The sequence below is a fragment of the Zunongwangia profunda SM-A87 genome, assembly GCF_000023465.1.
Taxonomy (GTDB): Bacteria; Bacteroidota; Bacteroidia; order Flavobacteriales; family Flavobacteriaceae; genus Zunongwangia; species Zunongwangia profunda.
Window position 1 is genome coordinate 927,270 of the sequence record NC_014041.1, and the last position, 18,111, is coordinate 945,380.

General features: G+C 36.5%; 16 protein-coding genes. 12 read left to right on the forward strand and 4 right to left on the reverse strand.

The window, feature by feature from the left end; all coding sequences use genetic code 11:
- Position 1: 1 nt before the first annotated feature.
- From ZPR_RS04115 to yajC, 3 genes are read left to right on the forward strand one after another with little or no spacing between them, the layout of a single operon-like run.
- On the forward strand, positions 2 to 946 hold the full coding sequence (locus ZPR_RS04115; protein WP_041578665.1) for a transcription antitermination protein NusB: 945 nt from the start codon (positions 2 to 4) through the stop codon (positions 944 to 946).
- Between the two features lie 43 nt (positions 947 to 989).
- Entirely contained in the window at positions 990 to 1,454 is a 465-nt protein-coding gene (locus tag ZPR_RS04120) for a DUF1573 domain-containing protein (RefSeq protein ID WP_013070359.1), read from the forward strand.
- 21 nt (positions 1,455 to 1,475) lie between these two features.
- Positions 1,476 to 1,799 (forward strand): preprotein translocase subunit YajC, encoded by a 324-nt coding sequence (gene yajC / locus ZPR_RS04125; protein ID WP_041578666.1) that lies wholly within the window; start codon positions 1,476 to 1,478, stop codon positions 1,797 to 1,799.
- 280 nt (positions 1,800 to 2,079) lie between these two features.
- Here yajC and ZPR_RS04130 read toward each other — a convergent pair whose 3' ends face one another.
- Both ZPR_RS04130 and pepT read right to left on the reverse strand, forming a co-directional pair.
- The gene (locus ZPR_RS04130) at positions 2,080 to 2,673 is read right to left on the reverse strand and encodes a YdeI/OmpD-associated family protein (RefSeq protein ID WP_013070361.1); all 594 of its coding nucleotides are present in this window, start codon (positions 2,671 to 2,673) and stop codon (positions 2,080 to 2,082) included.
- Positions 2,674 to 2,736: 63 nt separating this feature from the next.
- Positions 2,737 to 3,969: a peptidase T gene (gene pepT, locus ZPR_RS04135; RefSeq protein ID WP_013070362.1), complete on the reverse strand. Its 1,233-nt coding sequence runs from the start codon at positions 3,967 to 3,969 to the stop codon at positions 2,737 to 2,739.
- A 183-nt stretch (positions 3,970 to 4,152) separates the two neighbouring features.
- Between pepT and ZPR_RS04140 the strand changes: the two genes are divergently transcribed.
- From ZPR_RS04140 to guaB, 5 genes are all read left to right on the forward strand, one after another.
- Positions 4,153 to 5,181: a quinone-dependent dihydroorotate dehydrogenase gene (locus ZPR_RS04140; RefSeq protein WP_013070363.1), complete on the forward strand. Its 1,029-nt coding sequence runs from the start codon at positions 4,153 to 4,155 to the stop codon at positions 5,179 to 5,181.
- 12 nt (positions 5,182 to 5,193) lie between these two features.
- Entirely contained in the window at positions 5,194 to 5,808 is a 615-nt protein-coding gene (locus ZPR_RS04145) for a LysE family translocator (RefSeq protein ID WP_013070364.1), read from the forward strand.
- 145 nt (positions 5,809 to 5,953) lie between these two features.
- On the forward strand, positions 5,954 to 6,817 hold the full coding sequence (locus tag ZPR_RS04150) for a hydroxymethylglutaryl-CoA lyase (protein WP_013070365.1): 864 nt from the start codon (positions 5,954 to 5,956) through the stop codon (positions 6,815 to 6,817).
- A 144-nt stretch (positions 6,818 to 6,961) separates the two neighbouring features.
- Entirely contained in the window at positions 6,962 to 8,758 is a 1,797-nt protein-coding gene (locus ZPR_RS04155) for an ATP-binding protein (protein WP_187288258.1), read from the forward strand.
- 75 nt (positions 8,759 to 8,833) lie between these two features.
- Positions 8,834 to 10,306, forward strand: coding sequence for an IMP dehydrogenase (gene guaB, locus ZPR_RS04160; protein WP_013070367.1), 1,473 nt, complete (start codon positions 8,834 to 8,836; stop codon positions 10,304 to 10,306).
- Positions 10,307 to 10,374: 68 nt separating this feature from the next.
- Here the strand turns inward: guaB and ZPR_RS04165 are convergent, their stop codons facing one another.
- A complete protein-coding gene (locus tag ZPR_RS04165) occupies positions 10,375 to 10,932 on the reverse strand; it encodes an OmpH/Skp family outer membrane protein (protein WP_083759729.1) in 558 nt (185 codons plus the stop codon).
- A 248-nt stretch (positions 10,933 to 11,180) separates the two neighbouring features.
- Here ZPR_RS04165 and ZPR_RS04170 point away from each other — a divergent pair, with 248 nt between their 5' ends.
- The 4 genes from ZPR_RS04170 (at position 11,181) to ZPR_RS04185 (ending at position 17,095) form a co-directional block, all read left to right on the forward strand.
- The gene (locus tag ZPR_RS04170; RefSeq protein WP_148211650.1) at positions 11,181 to 12,041 is read left to right on the forward strand and encodes a peptidyl-prolyl cis-trans isomerase; all 861 of its coding nucleotides are present in this window, start codon (positions 11,181 to 11,183) and stop codon (positions 12,039 to 12,041) included.
- A gap of 10 nt (positions 12,042 to 12,051) precedes the next feature.
- Entirely contained in the window at positions 12,052 to 13,455 is a 1,404-nt protein-coding gene (locus ZPR_RS04175) for a peptidylprolyl isomerase (RefSeq protein WP_013070370.1), read from the forward strand.
- A gap of 13 nt (positions 13,456 to 13,468) precedes the next feature.
- Positions 13,469 to 14,422, forward strand: a complete 954-nt coding sequence (locus tag ZPR_RS04180) for an AAA family ATPase (RefSeq protein ID WP_013070371.1) — start codon at positions 13,469 to 13,471, stop codon at positions 14,420 to 14,422.
- Between the two features lie 402 nt (positions 14,423 to 14,824).
- Complete coding sequence (locus tag ZPR_RS04185) at positions 14,825 to 17,095, forward strand: aconitate hydratase (RefSeq protein ID WP_041578668.1); 2,271 nt, start codon at positions 14,825 to 14,827, stop codon at positions 17,093 to 17,095.
- A gap of 66 nt (positions 17,096 to 17,161) precedes the next feature.
- Here the strand turns inward: ZPR_RS04185 and ZPR_RS04190 are convergent, their stop codons facing one another.
- Positions 17,162 to 17,998 (reverse strand): hypothetical protein, encoded by an 837-nt coding sequence (locus ZPR_RS04190; protein WP_013070373.1) that lies wholly within the window; start codon positions 17,996 to 17,998, stop codon positions 17,162 to 17,164.
- Between the last annotated feature and the right edge of the window lie 113 nt (positions 17,999 to 18,111).

Here is an 18,111-nt window from a genome sequence, read left to right on the forward strand (position 1 = left end):
TATGTTGACAAGAAGACATATTCGAGTTAAGGTGATGCAATCCTTATATGCATTCAACCAAAGTGAAAATGACAATCTTGCAAGCGAGGAGAAATTCTTGCTAAAAAGCATGGAAGAGATGTATGATCTTTTTGTGCTTCAGCTAAGTTTGTTAACCGAAATTAAAGCGCATGCCGAAACTTTTTTAGAACGTTCCCAACAAAAACATCTCGCCACACAGGAAGATAAAGATCCAAATAGGAAATTTGTTCAAAATGCGGTTTTTGAAATTTTAGAACAAAATACTCAATTAGAGCAAATTATCGACGATCGTAAACTTAATCACTGGAAGTTTGATGATGAGTACGTGGCGATCTTATGGAACGAGATTAAAGAAAGTAATGCGTTTGCCGATTATATGGAAACGAGAGATAACTCGTTTAAAGAAGATAAAGATTTTGTTCTTGCTATATTTAAAAAAGTAATTGCTCCAAACGATAAGATTTACGATTACTTTGAAGATAAAAAATTAACATGGTTGGATGATCTTCCTTTAGTGAATACCGCGGTAGTAAAAATGCTGCAGAAATTAAAGCAAACTGCAACCCCGGAAGATAAACTTCCAAAGCTGTTTAAATCTATAGATGATAAGGAATTTGCGGTCAACCTTTTTAGAAAAACCTATCTGAAAGATGGTAAACTTTCTAACGAAATGCAGGGAAAAACACCAAACTGGGATAAAGACAGAATTGCAGAGATTGATACGGTGCTTTTAAAAATGGCGATTTGTGAGTTTTTAGAATTCCCTTCTATTCCGGTGAAAGTAACTATAAATGAATATCTTGAGATTAGTAAAGAATATAGTACCCCAAAAAGTAGTATTTTTATAAATGGAATTCTGGATAAGCTTTCTAAAGAGTACAAAACCGACGGGAAATTAAATAAAATAGGGCGTGGCCTTATGTAGTCTAGATTTTTTCTTAATTTTAAACCTCAAATTTATACACATTATGAAAAAAGGAATTTTATTAATAGCAGCAGTGGGAACGATGTTCTTCACTTCTTGTAAAGACGCTGGTAACAGTGCCTCAGAAAAGGTGAAAGCTGAAAACGTAGACGCGGCAGCAGCACGTGACTCTAAAGCAACGGTATATCCAGAGCTAAGTTTCGATGAAACCGAATTCGATTTTGGGAATATCCCACAAGGTGAACCGGTAGAGCATGTATTTACTTTTACAAATACGGGTAGAGCGCCATTAGTAATAACCAATGCCAAGAGTACTTGTGGATGTACGGTGCCAGAATATCATAAAAACGAATCTATCCAACCCGGTGAAACAGGGGAGATGCTTGTAAAATACAATGGTTCTGGTAGAGGACAGGTTCAAAAAACAGTAACAATTTCTGCAAATACTGAAAACGGGCAAGAGCAAATTAAAATTAAAGCTTTTGTAGAGGCAGATAAAGCAAGCTAAAAGCTAGAATTAAATTTATATATGGATCAAATACAACAGTTTCTTCCCTTAATCTTAATGTTCGCGGTTGTGTATTTTTTTATGATACGCCCGCAAATGAAAAAGGCTAAGCAGGAGAAAAACTTTATTTCTGAATTAAAAAAAGGAGATCGAATTGTTACCAAAAGTGGTATGCATGGTAAAATTATCGATTTTAGTGAGAAAAACAACGCGGTAGTTATTGAAACCGGTGCTGGGAAAATCACTTTCGATAAATCTTCAATTTCTCTTGAAATGAGTCAAAAGCTTAACGAACCGGCAAAACCGGTTAAGGAAGAGAAAAAATTAAAAGAAGAGAAAAAATAATTTACTCTTTTAAATAATAAAAAATCCCTTCAGTATTCTATTCCTGGAGGGATTTTTTCTGTATTCGGGATAAATTTTTCGGTTACTTGTTGTTGAAATATTTTATCACCGGGGTAATTTTTCGGCAGAGTTAGCCGTCCCTTTTGAGGAGTAGAAAAATCACATAATCTCTTGTTTCATTATTTTGAAACAGAAACTCCTTCTATTGGTTTGATAACAAATCGTATGGAATCTTTGTACAGATTCGACAGTGTTATGTAGAGAGAGATTTATAAAATCATTAGCAATTTTTATACTTATCATGTAATCCAACTCCTTTTTTTATCATGGGGATTATTTTTTCAAGTCGGTTTATACGCGTTGCCTCACGTTTAGCATCATTAATATAATCGGCATATTCTCTTTGTTTGCCAGAAGTTAATTGGCAGTAAGATTCATCTAAGTCAGCATCCTTTTTAAGTGCAGCTCTTAGTTCAGACGGAATGATCAATTCTTGTTTTCTGGAGGCTTTTATCGTTTTCCCCAGTTTTTGATTTTCGATCGCTTCTAAAACATACCGAAGTAAAACTTCGGTATTAATTTCATCACCTTTTTCAAAACGTATTTGCCGTAGCGATTTTGTCTTTCCTTCCTGAGCATTCAAAAGTAGATCCGTATTTTGCTTAAGTAAGTCGCCGTTAAAGAACCATAATGCAATATGATTTTTAAATGCAGCCAGTCCGGCAACATTTTTATCTTTTAAAGTATAGGTTGGCGCTCCCCATTTTATGGTTTCTTCTAGTTTAGTATCCTGAAGCATTTGCCTAATTTGCTTCAATTCAGTTTGCCAGTATTTGTGAATCTCAATGTATTCGTCTACATCTTTTACCGCCATAGCTTTATAGTTTCTTTAGAAAACAAGATTACAAAATGCCCATTCTTGTTTTCTAAATAATTATTACCTGGCATTAAGTTCGGCAATTTTTATGATAACTTCAGTAGCTTTAACCATACTTTCTAAAGGTACATATTCGTATTTTCCATGAAAATTATGTCCACCGGCAAAAATATTAGGGCAGGGGAGTCCCATAAAGCTAAGCTGAGAGCCATCAGTTCCTCCCCGAATAGGTTTAATGATAGGCTTAACTTTTACCGCTTCCATCGCTTCTTTAGCCAGTTCAACAATATGCATCATGGGTTCTATTTTTTCGCGCATGTTGCGATATTGATCTTTTATTTCAACCGTTACGCATTCGCTTTCGTATTGCTTACAAATCTCTACTCCAAGATCCTGAATCATTTTTTTACGAGCTTCAAAATGCTTTTTATCATGATCCCGAATAATGTATTGTAGTATGGTTTCTTCCACATCACCGTTGATATTACTTAAGTGGAAAAAACCCTGTCGACCTTCAGTATGTTCCGGAGTTTCTAATCGAGGCAATGAGTTGATAAAATCCTGAGCGATGTACATGCTGTTTACCATTTTATCTTTAGCATAACCTGGGTGCACACTTTTGCCGCTTACCTTAACTTTTGCGCTGGCAGCATTAAAGTTTTCATATTCTAACTCACCAATTTGGCTGCCATCCATAGTATAGGCCCAATGAGCACCAAATTTCGAAACATCAAACTTATGCGCTCCGCGACCAATTTCCTCATCGGGAGTAAAGCAAACTTTTAAAGTCCCATGTTTAATTTCGGGATGTTCTAAAAGATATTTCATGGCCGTCATGATTTCAGTGATTCCGGCTTTGTCGTCGGCGCCTAAAAGGCTGTTGCCATCGGTGGTAATAATAGTCTGACCCTTATACTGTTTTAGATCATCGAAATATTCCGAAGAAAGTATAATATTTTTTTCTGCGTTGAGTACGATATCACCCCCATCGTAATTTTCGATAATCTGTGGCTTGATATTAGTACCATTAAAATCCGGTGAAGTATCAAAATGAGAAACAAATCCAATAACGGGTGTGTCTTTATTGATGTTTGATGGTAGGGTTGCCATGACATAAGCATTTTCGTCGATGCTCACCTCCTGCATTCCCATTCCTTCTAATTCTTTGGTCAATTTATTGGCAAGAATCCACTGCTTTTCGGTACTGGGCGTAGTTTCACTTTCAGGGTTACTTTGGGTATCGATACTTATATAGCTTATAAATCGATCTAAAACTTCTTGTTTATTGATCATGTTAATTGGTGTTAGTTTTCTAGATTTGGTTGATTTTTAAGGAGTGGTTTTTCTGAAATTTGTAAGAATAAGCTCCTTTTTTAAAGGATCAAAATTAGGGAATTGGCAATCGTACACAAAACCTTTTAAGATTTAGTATGTTCATTTTTCCAAATCATTTATTTTTGCACAAACCAGCCGAATATGTACAAGTCTTTAATTCGCCCGATACTTTTTAAATACGATCCGGAGACCATTCATCATTTTACCTTTAGTAGCCTAAAGAAATTAAATAAAATACCAGGGGTACCAGCAATTTTGAGATCAAAATTCAGTAATAATGATCCTCGATTGGAGCGTGAGGTTTTTGGACTCAAGTTTAAAAATCCTGTAGGCCTTGCAGCGGGATTTGATAAAGATGCCAAATTATACAAAGAATTATCGAATCTTGGTTTTGGTTTTATTGAGGTTGGTACGGTGACCCCAAAACCACAATCTGGCAATGATAAAAAACGATTGTTTAGACTAAAAGCCGATCAGGCGATTATTAACCGAATGGGATTTAATAATAACGGGGTTGAGCAAATGGTTTCACAGCTTAAGAAAAATACCAATGTATTAATTGGTGGGAATATTGGTAAAAATAAAGTAACTCCAAATGAAGAGGCGGTCGAGGATTATAAAATTTGTTTTGAATCTTTGTTTGATTATGTAGATTATTTTGTGGTTAATGTAAGTTCACCAAACACACCAAACTTAAGGGCGCTTCAGGATAAGGAACCTTTAACACATTTGCTGAAAACTTTAATGGAGCTGAATAATGCCAAACCAAAGCAAAAGCCCATATTGTTAAAAATTGCACCAGATCTCACAGATACTCAGCTTTTGGATATCATCAATATTGTTAAGGAAACAAAAATAGATGGTGTAATCGCAACAAATACTACCATTTCCCGAGAAGGTTTACAATCTGATAATAAAAAGGAAACCGGTGGCTTAAGTGGGAAGCCACTTACCAAAAGAGCTACCCAGGTGATTAAATTCCTTTCAGAAAAAAGTAATAGATCATTTCCTATTATTGGTGTAGGTGGAATTCATACGGCAGATGATGCTATAGAAAAGTTGGAAGCCGGTGCCAGCTTGGTGCAATTATATACTGGATTTATTTATGAAGGTCCTGCGCTTATTAAGGCCATCAATAAGAAGATCCTCAGCAACTATCCAAAATCGTAATATTTAAGGCAATTGTTAGAGCAGCTCATTCCATTCTTAACCGCTACGATGTTACTTACGCTCGCTCCGGGACCAGATATTATTTATGTTTTAGTACAGGGGATGGTTAATGGTAAAAAACACGCTATAGTTACCGCTTTAGGCCTGGTTAGTGGAGTTGTAGTCCATACTACTTTGGTAGCTTTTGGTGTTTCGGCAGTGATAAAACAATCTGAAACTATTTATTTGATTATTAAATGTCTTGGTGCTGCTTATCTCTTTTATTTAGCGTATAAGGTTTTTCAAAGCAATCCTGATATTGCTTTTTCGGCAGAAGGGATTAAACAAAAAAGTCTTTTCGCATTATATCGGCAAGGATTTATAATGAATGTTCTAAATCCTAAAGTAACCATTTTCTTTCTAGCCCTGTTTCCTGGTTTTTTATGGGATCCTGAAGGGAGTACAGTGCTTCAGTTCTATATTCTGGGCGGTGTTTTTATGTGTCAGGCATTGCTGATATTTACCCTGGTGGCGATCCTCGCCGGAAACATTTCAAAATACTTACAAAAACATCGAAAATCAGGTGTGATTTTAAAATGGACGCAAATCTTTGCATTTATTGCGATTGGCGTTTTTATTTTGATGTAGCTCTTGGTCTGTATTCTATAAAAAAGAATTAATTTTTATGGGATTGCAGTTGGATCTATTTAGTTTGATTCTTTCGAAGATATTGTTTATTTCTGAATAAATTTTAGATTTTATTATCAAAATCTAAAAAACTATCTTTGGCTATATGGGAGAGATTAAGCTTATCGAATGTCCACGTGATGCCATGCAGGGGATTAAGGATTTTATTCCTACCAAGACTAAAGCAAGGTATATTCAGTCTTTATTACAATGTGGTTTTGATACGATCGATTTCGGTAGTTTTGTATCTCCCAGAGCGATACCTCAAATGCGCGATACTGCTGAGGTCCTTTCCATGCTAGATCTTAGCCGTACAAAAAGTAAGTTATTAGCCATCGTGCCCAATACACGTGGGGCTGAAGATGCTTCACAATTTCCTGAAATTGATTATCTAGGGTATCCATTTTCTATTTCAGAAAACTTCCAGATGCGAAATACTCACAAAACCATTGCAGAATCTGTCGAGATATTGAAATCGATTCTGGATATTGCAAACAATGCGGATAAAGAGGTCGTAGCTTATTTAAGCATGGGGTTTGGAAATCCTTACGGTGATCCTTGGAGCGTGGAGATCGTAGGGGAGTGGACCGAGAAACTGGCAGCTATGGGCGTTGGTGTTTTGTCTCTCTCTGATACCGTAGGAACTTCGACGCCCGATATTATTGATTATCTTTTTTCTAACCTTATTCCCAAATATCCAAAAGTGGAATTTGGAGCACATCTTCATACCACTCCTACCAAATGGTATGAAAAGATTGATGCAGCTTATAAAGCAGGTTGCCAAAGGTTTGATGGTGCCATCCAGGGATTTGGCGGTTGCCCAATGGCTAAAGATGAGCTTACCGGAAACATGCCCACCGAAAAAATGTATTCCTATTTCAATACTAAAAAACAAAATACAAATATCAGAATGGGAAGTTTTGAAGCAGCCTTTAATAGCGCCAGTAAAATCTTCACAGAATTTCATTAGGAAAAATTTCACATTTCTTCTTATTATTGTGTAAATAATAGTTATTAAGTTTTGCGTATCAGGTTTTTAGGAATTTTCTTTCTTTTTCTTACAAAATTAGCTTTAGCTCAATCAAAATTCCCACAAGAGTCTACAGCTGATTCTGTGCGTTATTATTTAGAAGAAGCTGATCAATCGATTTTTAATGATTTTCAGGTAGCCAAAGAAAAGCTTATAAAGGCCAGAAATTTTGTAGAAAAAACAGCAGATGTTAATTTAAAGGCTGAGGTAGTCCGCAAACTTGCTATAGCCTATTATGTAAAAGGAGAATATTATCATTCATTATCTTACTTTCTGGACGCAGAAGACTTATTTAGAAAAGCAGAAAACTGGGAAGGTGTGGGGAAATCCTTAAATGGCTTAGGCTTAATCCAACAGGGAATAGAACGTCACAGTGAAGCTATCGAATATTTTGAACAAGCGAGAGATTATTATAATCTCTCTAAAGATGAATATGCAGCTACTCCTGCCATTATTAATTTAGGGATTTCTGAATTACAGTCGGGTGATTTAGAAAATGCAAAAACTACGTTAGATAACGCGCTAAGTATGGCGGTAGCTTCAGGTAGAAAAGATATAGAGCATTTAACCTTAAATCATTTAGGAAATTTAGCTTACGAAAAAGATCAGTTGCCTCAGGCTTTGGCATATTTTGAAAGAGTACTACAAGATAGTGTAGAACCCAATAATTGGGAAAAAGCTTTTTCATTTTACGGTTTGGCAAAAGTTAATCTCGCCTTTCATAATTTAGATGAAGCAGAGGAATATGGTTTAAAAGCACTGGATTTTGCCAATACTAATGATTCATTTTTTGAGAAGGAAAGAATAACCGGCGTATTATTTAATATCTACGAAGCTAAGGGGGAACTGGAGAATGCCGTTGTTATTTCCAAGCAAAATAGAATTTATAGAGATTCCCTTTATTATCAAAATAGAGTTAGAGCTATTGATCTTTTAAATTTAGAAAAAAAGGAAGCTGATAATCGTCGTTTACGTAACGAGAAGATGGAGAAAGAAAAAGAGCTTTCTAAAAATAAGTTGATTATTGCCGTACTTCTCGCTTTAGGATTTATACTGATATTAATTTTATTCTTTTGGATAAAAAATTACCATCAAAAAGAACGCTTTAGAAAAGCCCTGGAAGAAAAGAATAAGCTGATTATTCATAAAAACGGTGTGATTACAGAACGGAATAAAGAACTGGCGAAAATCAACAAGAGTAAGGATCGTTTGTTTTCCATTTTATCGCACGACTTAAAATCACCTATTGGTTCTATACAAAAACTCTTAGAGCTCATAAAATTAGGAGAGTTTACCCAATTAGAGCAGGCTGAACTTTTAGATGAGATGCTAAAGCAAGTGTCGGCAACTTCTTCGATGCTACAAAATTTGTTGCAATGGGCTAATTCCCAGTTAGAAGGTTCTATGGTGCATATTGAAGAAGTGGTTGTATCGCGGCGCGTAAAAGAAATTATGGACGCACATTATCTGGTAGCAAAAGCTAAGAGAATCCAGATCATTCATGAAATTCCTTCCCATATGAGTCCGGTTTTTGTAGATAGTGGTCACCTTTCCATTATTCTTCATAACTTAATTAGTAATGCGATTAAGTTCACTCATCCAGGTAAAGAAATAAAAATTCATTATTCAGAAAATGAAGAATGGGTTTTATTTAAAATAAAAGATGGAGGGGATGGTATTTCTAAAGAGCGTATTGATCAAATTCAGAATTTTAATACTCAGGTAATGTCTGAGATTGGTACTGATATGGAAACAGGAACAGGTATAGGTTTGCTTCTTGTGAAACAGTTTTTGGTGATGAATAACGCAAGCCTTCAAATAAAAAGCTATCCAGGTGAAGGTTCAGAATTTATTGTTTGTTTCAGAAAAAAGAAGGATTAAGCATTTATTCCCGTAAACCTAACGTATTCTATTGAAAACTGTGTATATTTGCATGCAATTAAATTCTTAATTGCCATGATTGCACACGAATCCAAAATTCTGGGAGAAGGGCTTACTTATGATGATGTTCTTTTAGTCCCTGCCTTCTCTGAGGTTTTACCACGCGAAGTAAATATCCAGACAAAATTTACCAAAAACATTACGATTAACGTTCCTATTGTTTCAGCAGCGATGGATACCGTAACAGAATCCCGAATGGCAATCGCCATGGCTAGAGAGGGAGGTATAGGTGTTCTTCATAAGAATATGACTATGGAGCAGCAGGCTTTAAAAGTACGTAAAGTAAAACGTGCGGAAAGCGGAATGATTATCGATCCGGTGACCCTGCCAATTTCGTCTACTGTAAAGGATGCTAAGGATCTAATGAAAGAGCATAGCATTGGTGGAATTCCCATTGTAGATGAAGAAGGTAAGTTGATAGGAATTGTAACCAATCGAGATCTAAGGTTCGAGAAAAATAACCAGCGTCCTATTGCCGAGGTAATGACTTCAGAAAATCTGGTAACTGTGGCAGAGGGAACTTCTTTAGAGCAGGCAGAAGATATACTTCAGGAAAATAAAATTGAAAAACTTCCGGTGGTAAATAAAGAAGATAAGCTTGTTGGTTTAATCACTTTTAGGGATATAACTAAACTAACCCAAAAACCAAATGCGAATAAAGATAGCTACGGAAGGTTAAGAGTTGCTGCTGCTATTGGAGTTACTGCAGATGCGGTACAAAGAGCTGAAGCATTGTATAATGCCGGGGTAGACGCTATTATTATCGATACGGCTCATGGCCATACCAAAGGAGTAGTTTTTGTTTTAAAAGAAGTAAAAGCAAAATTCCCTGATCTTGAAGTGGTCGTAGGTAATATAGCGACAGGGGAAGCTGCTAAATATTTAGTAGAAGCAGGAGCCGATGCGGTAAAAGTAGGTATTGGGCCGGGATCTATTTGTACCACAAGAGTGGTAGCCGGTGTAGGTTTTCCTCAATTTTCAGCAGTGCTGGAAGTAGCCGCAGCTATAAAAGGAAGTGGAGTACCTGTTATTGCTGATGGTGGTATACGATATACAGGTGATATTCCAAAAGCACTTGCAGCAGGAGCCGATTGTGTGATGTTGGGTTCTCTTTTAGCAGGAACCAAAGAATCTCCGGGAGAAACTATCATTTACGAAGGAAGAAAGTTTAAATCTTACCGCGGAATGGGATCTGTAGAGGCGATGAAGAAAGGTTCTAAAGATCGCTATTTTCAGGATGTAGAAGATGATATCAAGAAACTTGTTCCTGAAGGAATTGTGGGCCGGGTACCTTATAAAGGAGAGTTAGAAGAAAGTATTCACCAGTTTGTTGGTGGTTTAAGAGCGGGTATGGGCTATTGTGGAGCTAAAGATATCTCGGATTTAAAAGAGCATGCAAAATTTGTGAAAATTACATCTTCCGGGATTCATGAAAGTCATCCTCACGATGTAACGATAACTAAAGAGTCTCCAAATTATAGCCGATAATTAGAAAATATATCAATAAAAAATCCAGCGATCGCTGGATTTTTTATTGATAAGTTGCCTTATTGATTTTAATTAGAACCAGATTTGTTGCTGTCGGCCGAAGGTTGGGTCGTATTCACCTCCTCAATCGAAATTCCTAATTTTTCCATTACTTTTTCGGTAATATCACTTCCTGGTTTAGAATAGGCCAAAGCGCCACCACCTGCATGAAAAATCTGGGTGTAGCCTTCTTCCTTGATAACTTCCTGCATGGCCGCATCAATCTTTTGGTATAATGGCTGAGTTAGCTCGTTTCGCTTCATTTGAATCATCACCTGGGAACGCTGGCGAAATTGTTTAATTTCGTTCTCCAATCCAAGAATCTGGTTTTCCCGTTGCTTTTTTATGTCTTCAGTAAAAATGGCTGTGCTGTCCTGGTAGTTTTTAATGAGGCCTTCGTAGGCTTTTATGGCCTGCTCTACATCTGTCTGTAAAGACTCATTATAAGCCTTTACGCCGTCATTTACATTACTAATTTCAGGCATTTTCGTAATAATGTACTCCGCATCTATTGTTCCTATCTTACTTTGTGCGTTTCCCACAATTGCGAAAAATAAAAATGTAATTAATACGCTGATTTTTTTCATTTTTTATCTCTTGTTTTGCGCAAATATAACAGGGAGCATTAATTAAACATAGAATTTTTTAAGAAAATGATACTTTTTGATTTTATAAAATGGAATTTTAGCTCTTTTTAGATGAAATACAAACAGTGCTTGATAATCAGTAAGGTTATAGCTTGCAGAACCTTTTGGAATTCTTATTTTTGCTTCACTTAATAAGAAATTTCAGAAAATAGCGTTTGTACTGAAGTTGAAAGAATTGTTAAACCGGTTTGAAAAAAGTTTTTAAGACAATTTTAATAGTCTTGGTAGCGATTTTGGTTATTTCTTGTGATCTTTTTAAATCTCAGGATAATCGAAAAGTAATAGTGCGGGTAAATAATTCTTACCTATACGAGGAAGACATTAATAGTCTTGTAGGTGAAGGTATATCGGCAGAGGATAGTGCCATTATTGTAAATAGTTATATCAATAGGTGGGCAACGCAGCAATTATTGATCGACCGTGCAAAACTGAACCTTCCGGAAGCCAGACAAAAAGAGTTTAATGAACTGGTGGAAAATTATAAAAACGAATTATATACCAATGCTTATACCGAGGCTATAGTTTCAAAAGAAATGGACTCTGTTTTTGCAGATACGCTTATTTCAAATTATTACGAAGAGCATAAAGAGAACTTTAAGCTGGGCCAGGATCTGGTAAAACTTCGATATATAAATTTAGAAGCAAACAATACCAATTTTGATAAAATTAAAGATTGGTTTATTCGTTTTAATGACAAGGATAAAGTAAAATTGCAGGAAAATGCATTGCAATTTAAAAATTATTCTTTTAACGATTCCGTTTGGATCAAAACAACTACGGTTTACGAGAAAGTAACACCGTTAAGTGTAGGAGACAGAGCGAAACTATTACAAAAAGATAAATACATAGAATTAAAAGATTCTTTAGAAACTTATTTAATTTATGTAAACGATGCGCTTAAGAAAAATGACCAGGCGCCATTGGAGTATGCAAAACCAACGGTGGAACAGATTTTGCTTAATAAGCAAAAATTAGAGTTGGTAAAGCAGTTAGAAAAGGATATTACAAAAGATGCAATTAAAAACAATCAATTTGAGATTTACAATTAAAAGAAGTTTGATGCTGGGTGCTATACTGCTTGGATTACATGCAGGAGCACAGGAGATTATTGTTACAGATAGCACTTCGATCCCATTAGAGGACGAACTGGCGCAAAACGAAAACCTTACTGCCAAAGAAGGTGCACGCCGAAAAGTGGATGGCATTGCCGCAGTAATTGGGGATTATATTATTTTGGATAGTGATATCGATTTAACCAGAAAAGATATTCAGTCTCAGGGAAACAGTACGGCAAATGTGACCGACTGCCAGTTAGCTGGTTCTTTAATGGAAAATAAACTATATGCACACCAGGCTATTCAGGATAGTATTATCGTACCCGATGCTCAAATTAACAATTACATTGATCAGCAAATTGCAGGCATGGTAAGACAGTTGGGAAGTATAGAGGATGTATTGGAGTTTTATAAAAGGGATTCTGAAGCAGAATTTAGAAACGAATTGTTCGACTTAAATAAACAAAGTCAGCTTGCACAAAAGATGCGACAAAAAATTATAGAGAATATCGAGGTGACCCCAGAAGAGGTAAGAGCTTACTTTAATGAGATTCCTAAAGACTCCCTACCTGTTTTTGGGGACGAAGTAGAAATCTCGGAAATCGTGGTAAAGCCTGAAGTACCTGAAGAAGAAAAGCAAAAAACAATAGACCGTTTAAATCAGTTTAGGGAAGATGTCCTGGAGAACGGTTCAAAATTCGCGACTAAGGCCATTCTTTATTCAGATGATACGCAAACGGGTGGTAATATTTTAAGCTTAGGTAGAAAAGATGCTTTTGTAAAAGAATTTAAAGACGTAGCCTTCTCTTTACGTGAAGGGGAAATAAGTGAACCTTTCGAAACTACGTACGGATATCATATCATACAACTGGTTAAGGTTAGAGGGCAGGAAATCGATGTACGCCATATCCTGTTAATTCCAGATGTGAATAATGCTGCGGTAGAAAAAGCTAAAAAAGAGATCGACCAGGTAAGGGAAAAAATTGTTAATGGTGAAATCGAATTTGCTCAGGCAGCCAGAGAAGTTTCAGACAGAGAAGAAACAAAAGCAGATGGTGGGAAGATGAGAAACCCAACTACCGGGGATACTGGTTTCGATCAAAAGAATTTACCTCCCAGACTTTATAGCCAGATTTCAGAATTAAAAGACGGGGAAATTTCTTATCGACTTACCGAGCAGGATGAGATGGGGCGACCTATATTTAAAATTGTTAAAATCGATAAAAGAATTCCGCAACATATCGCAGATTACGGTACAGACTACATGAAGATTAAGGATCTTGCCCTTCAGGATAAAAGAATTAAAGCGATACAGGAATGGCAAAAAGAGAAAATTCAGGATACTTACGTTAAAGTTAGTGGAAAATACCGGGATTGTGAGTATACTAGCAACTGGTTAAAAAAATAAAAGTAATTACTAAATGTCTGAGATTAGCTTACTAGAGAATTTTGTAGAAAAGCATAAAAGCTTAAAAAAAGAAATAAGTAAAGTAATTGTAGGACAGGAAAAGGTAATTGATCAGATACTGCTCTCCGTATTTTCCGGGGGGCATTCTTTATTAATTGGGGTTCCCGGTTTGGCGAAGACTTTAATGGTAAATACCATTTCCAAAGCTTTAGGTCTGGATTTTAAACGGATTCAGTTTACACCGGATTTGATGCCGAGTGACATACTGGGATCAGAAATTCTTAATGAGAAACGCGAATTTCAGTTTATAAAAGGTCCAGTTTTTACTAATATTTTACTGGCGGACGAGATCAATCGTACCCCGCCAAAAACACAGGCTGCGCTTTTAGAAGCCATGCAGGAGCGATCTGTAACGGTAGCAGGACATCGATATCAATTAGATTCACCCTATTTTGTACTGGCCACACAAAATCCTATAGAGCAAGAGGGAACCTATCCTTTACCAGAGGCACAGTTAGACCGTTTTATGTTTGCGATTAACCTGGAATATCCAAGCTTTGAGGAAGAGGTAAATGTGGTGAAAAATACCACCACAGATAAACAATATGAGATTAATTCATTGTTCACTGCAGGCGGGATTAGCCAAATTCAGCAAGTGATCAGGAAAATGCCTGTGGCAGATAATGTGATCGAATATGCTGTAAAACTGGTTGGTAAAACCCGTCCAAATTCAGCAGTTGCTCCAGACTTTGTGAAAAATTATTTAGATTGGGGGGCGGGGCCAAGAGCTTCACAGAACCTTATTCTTGCGGCAAAAACTCATGCTGCCGTAAACGGAAAGTTTTCTCCAGATAAAGAAAATGTTCAGGCGGTTGCTGTAGGTATATTACGTCACCGAATTATCAAAAATTATAAAGCCGAAGCCGAAGGCCTTACAGTTGAAAATTTAATCAAAGAGCTTTTTTAATACTCTATTTAAGGCGTATAGGTATACAAAATTCCTTCCGATTTGTATCTTCGGAATGGTCTGGGGGACTGCTGTGCTACTGACCATCGATTCTACTGATACTATAAATTTGTTGAGAAAACATAGTCATTTTTCGGGCTATCAATAATTAAGAATGGCTATAAATAAAACCAATCATTAAGATGAATGGATTTTATCTATGGAATTCTTATAAATACCGGGTTAATTTTGAGAAGTCTGCTTTTTGAGATGGTTAGTATTGTGTTTTATTGAATATTTCTTGTTTGTTGATTTCCTTGTAATCCCTTTTACGCAAACCTTTTAGAAGGTCTTTTCATTTTCGAAATCCGCTTAATTTTCTTATTTTTGCTGGACTTTTTTAGAACAAAAACTCTTAAAACGATGGCATACGATATTGATATGATCAAAAAGGTGTACGACCAGATGGCAGATCGTGTTACAAAAGCACGTGACGTTGTTGGTAGACCTTTAACTCTTGCAGAAAAAATTCTTTACTCTCACTTGTGGGATGGTGAAGCAACTACCGCTTACGAAAGAGCAAAAGATTATGTAGAATTTTCTCCAGATAGAATAGCCTGTCAGGATGCAACCGCGCAAATGGCTTTATTGCAATTTATGCAGGCTGGTAAAAAGAAAGTAGCTGTTCCAACAACAGTACATTGTGACCACCTTATTCAGGCGAAAATGGGAGCTGCAATAGATCTACAAAGTGCCAATAAATCTAGTAGTGAGGTTTTCGATTTCTTAGAATCTGTTTCTAATAAATACGGAATTGGTTTTTGGAAGCCGGGAGCTGGGATTATTCACCAGGTAGTATTAGAAAATTACGCATTCCCGGGTGGAATGATGATTGGTACCGATTCCCACACTGTTAATGCAGGTGGTTTAGGTATGGTGGCTATTGGTGTTGGTGGAGCTGATGCTGTAGATGTTATGGCAGGTATGCCATGGGAGCTTAAATTTCCAAAGCTTATCGGTGTAAAATTAACTGGTAAACTTTCTGGTTGGACCGCTCCTAAAGATGTAATTCTTAAAGTTGCAGGTATCTTAACTGTAAAAGGTGGTACCGGAGCAATTATTGAATACTTTGGCGAAGGTGCTCGTTCTATGTCTTGTACCGGTAAAGGTACAATTTGTAACATGGGAGCTGAGGTTGGTGCAACCACTTCTACTTTTGGTTACGACGAATCTATGGAACGTTATCTGAAAGCAACAAATCGTGAAGATGTTGCTGAAGCTGCTAATGCTGTAAAAGAGCATTTAACTGGTGATGATGAAGTATACGCAAATCCTGATAAGTATTTCGACGAATTAATTGAGATCGATCTTTCAGAATTAAAGCCTCACTTAAACGGTCCATTTACACCAGATCTAGCGACTCCGATTTCTGAAATGGGAGAAAAAGCTAAAGAAAATGACTGGCCTATTAATGTTGACTGGGGATTAATTGGTTCTTGTACCAACTCTTCCTACGAGGATTTGACCCGGGCAGCTTCAATTGCAAAACAAGCGGTTGACAAAAAAATTAAATCAAAATCAGATTTTGGTATTAACCCGGGGTCTGAACAAATTAGATATACGGCAGAGCGTGACGGACTTTTAAAGATCTTTGAAGACTTAGATGCTACTGTATTTACAAATGCCTGCGGGCCTTGTATAGGACAGTGGGATCGTAGCGACCGTAAAGGTGAAGAGAAAAATACTATTGTTCATTCTTTTAACCGTAACTTCTCTAAGCGTGCCGATGGTAACCCAAATACGCATGCTTTTGTAGGTTCTCCTGAGATGGTTGCTGCCATTGCAATTTCCGGTCGTTTAGATTTCGATCCAACTCGTGATAAATTAATGAACGAAGATGGAGAAGAAGTAATGCTGGATGAGCCACAAGGAATAGAACTTCCAACAAAAGGTTTTGCCGTAGAGGATGCTGGATACATTGCACCTAAAGAAGATGGTAGTAGTGTAGAAGTAAAAGTAGCTGAAGATAGCGAACGTTTACAGTTACTTACTCCCTTTGAGCCTTGGGATGGTAAAAACCTAACAGGGGCAAAATTGTTAATCAAAGCCTGGGGTAAATGTACTACCGATCATATTTCTATGGCTGGTCCCTGGTTACGTTACCGTGGTCACTTAGATAATATTTCTAATAACTGCCTTATTGGAGCTGTGAATGCTTATAATAAGAAAACCAATTTTGTAAAAAATCAGCTTACAGGAGAATATGATGGTGTACCTGCTGTACAACGAGAATATAAAAAGGAAGGGGTACCAACAGTAGTAGTGGGAGATCACAACTACGGGGAAGGTTCTTCTCGTGAGCATGCTGCTATGGAGCCTCGTCACTTAGGTGTTAAAGTGGTATTGGTAAAATCTTTTGCCCGTATCCATGAAACTAACCTTAAGAAGCAGGGAATGTTAGCGCTTACTTTTGTAAACGAAAATGATTATGATTTAATTCAGGAAGATGATACGTTCAACTTTGTGGATCTTGAGGAGTTTGCTCCAGACAAGAAAATCACTATAGAGGTCGTACATGCTGATGGATCTAAAGATACAATCAAAGCAGAACATACATACAACGAGCCACAAATTGAGTGGTATAAGCATGGTTCTGCATTAAACTTAATCAAAAAGCAAAATGGTGCTGCTTAAGTAAGTTTAAAATTTAAGACTAAAAGCCCTCGTGAAAACGAGGGTTTTTTGATTTTAAGTCGTTTTTTACTTTAGCTTTATTTCTAATAGCCGTGGTTTTTTAGAATTATTGAAAACCAGTATATTGTTGTTTTTTAAATGGCTTATTGTTGCTGGAACAGGGAAATCTTCTTCGCGAAGTTTATATAATTCTTCGCTCTTATTTAATTTATCTACTTTTAGCAGTTCATGATGTCTGGTGTCCAGGATATGAACTGTTTCTTTAGAATTTTTGCTTATTGCATTTGGTGAAAACCGCTGCGCTGCCTTCAGGTTTTTTCTTTCAGCAAATAAACTGCTATTAAGCTCAATTTCGTAATCAGGGTTAAAATTGATCCTATTCGTTGCGAGGCTGTATCCATAAATTCCTTTTGTTCCTTTACGCTCAAATTTATCATCCTTCACAGCGATTAATAATCGGTTACTAGACGCGTCATAACTTAAGCCACTGGCATTTCTGGAGGCGTCATTGAATATTTGATATTCGGTGATTAAGGGATCTTTTTTGTAATGTTCAAGCTTAATAAGCATACCTTCTTTTTTAAGGATAAAAGCGGTAGTGCCTACAATTTCTATATCGGTGTAATTTTGACTATTCCCAAAGTTGATTTGCTTTTCAATATTTTGGGTTTTCAGATTATAAATATAAATACTGCCTTTATCCCTTGTAATACAGGCAATCTTTTGCTGATTTATCATGCCGATTCCAGAGGTGTTTTTTAATTGGTCGGGTAAGTCCCATGTGCTGGTGATCTGATATCTAAAGATATCTGGCTCTGGATTCTTTTTTCTAAAACTTACCACCAGGCTTGTAATAATTGCTAATAAACTGGCGGCTAAAATCATGCTTTTCTTCTTCATCATTTTCAATTTTTATATATCCAAATATGAAAACTGAAACTGGAAAGAATTTGGAGTTTTGGCCGTCTAAGTATTAAAGATTACTTAAACAGATCGTTTTATAATGCAATGAGATT

What these genes read in the sequence shown, in the direction of transcription:
- ZPR_RS04115 (WP_041578665.1), top strand. Translation starts at nt 2, where the DNA reads ATGTTGACAAGAAGACATATTCGAGTTAAGGTGATGCAATCCTTATAT.
- ZPR_RS04120 (WP_013070359.1), top strand. Translation starts at nt 990, where the DNA reads ATGAAAAAAGGAATTTTATTAATAGCAGCAGTGGGAACGATGTTCTTC.
- yajC (WP_041578666.1), top strand. Translation starts at nt 1,476, where the DNA reads ATGGATCAAATACAACAGTTTCTTCCCTTAATCTTAATGTTCGCGGTT.
- ZPR_RS04130 (WP_013070361.1), bottom strand. Translation starts at nt 2,673, where the DNA reads ATGGCGGTAAAAGATGTAGACGAATACATTGAGATTCACAAATACTGG.
- pepT (WP_013070362.1), bottom strand. Translation starts at nt 3,969, where the DNA reads ATGATCAATAAACAAGAAGTTTTAGATCGATTTATAAGCTATATAAGT.
- ZPR_RS04140 (WP_013070363.1), top strand. Translation starts at nt 4,153, where the DNA reads ATGTACAAGTCTTTAATTCGCCCGATACTTTTTAAATACGATCCGGAG.
- ZPR_RS04150 (WP_013070365.1), top strand. Translation starts at nt 5,954, where the DNA reads ATGGGAGAGATTAAGCTTATCGAATGTCCACGTGATGCCATGCAGGGG.
- guaB (WP_013070367.1), top strand. Translation starts at nt 8,834, where the DNA reads ATGATTGCACACGAATCCAAAATTCTGGGAGAAGGGCTTACTTATGAT.
- ZPR_RS04165 (WP_083759729.1), bottom strand. Translation starts at nt 10,932, where the DNA reads ATGAAAAAAATCAGCGTATTAATTACATTTTTATTTTTCGCAATTGTG.
- ZPR_RS04175 (WP_013070370.1), top strand. Translation starts at nt 12,052, where the DNA reads ATGCTGGGTGCTATACTGCTTGGATTACATGCAGGAGCACAGGAGATT.
- ZPR_RS04180 (WP_013070371.1), top strand. Translation starts at nt 13,469, where the DNA reads ATGTCTGAGATTAGCTTACTAGAGAATTTTGTAGAAAAGCATAAAAGC.
- ZPR_RS04185 (WP_041578668.1), top strand. Translation starts at nt 14,825, where the DNA reads ATGGCATACGATATTGATATGATCAAAAAGGTGTACGACCAGATGGCA.
- ZPR_RS04190 (WP_013070373.1), bottom strand. Translation starts at nt 17,998, where the DNA reads ATGATGAAGAAGAAAAGCATGATTTTAGCCGCCAGTTTATTAGCAATT.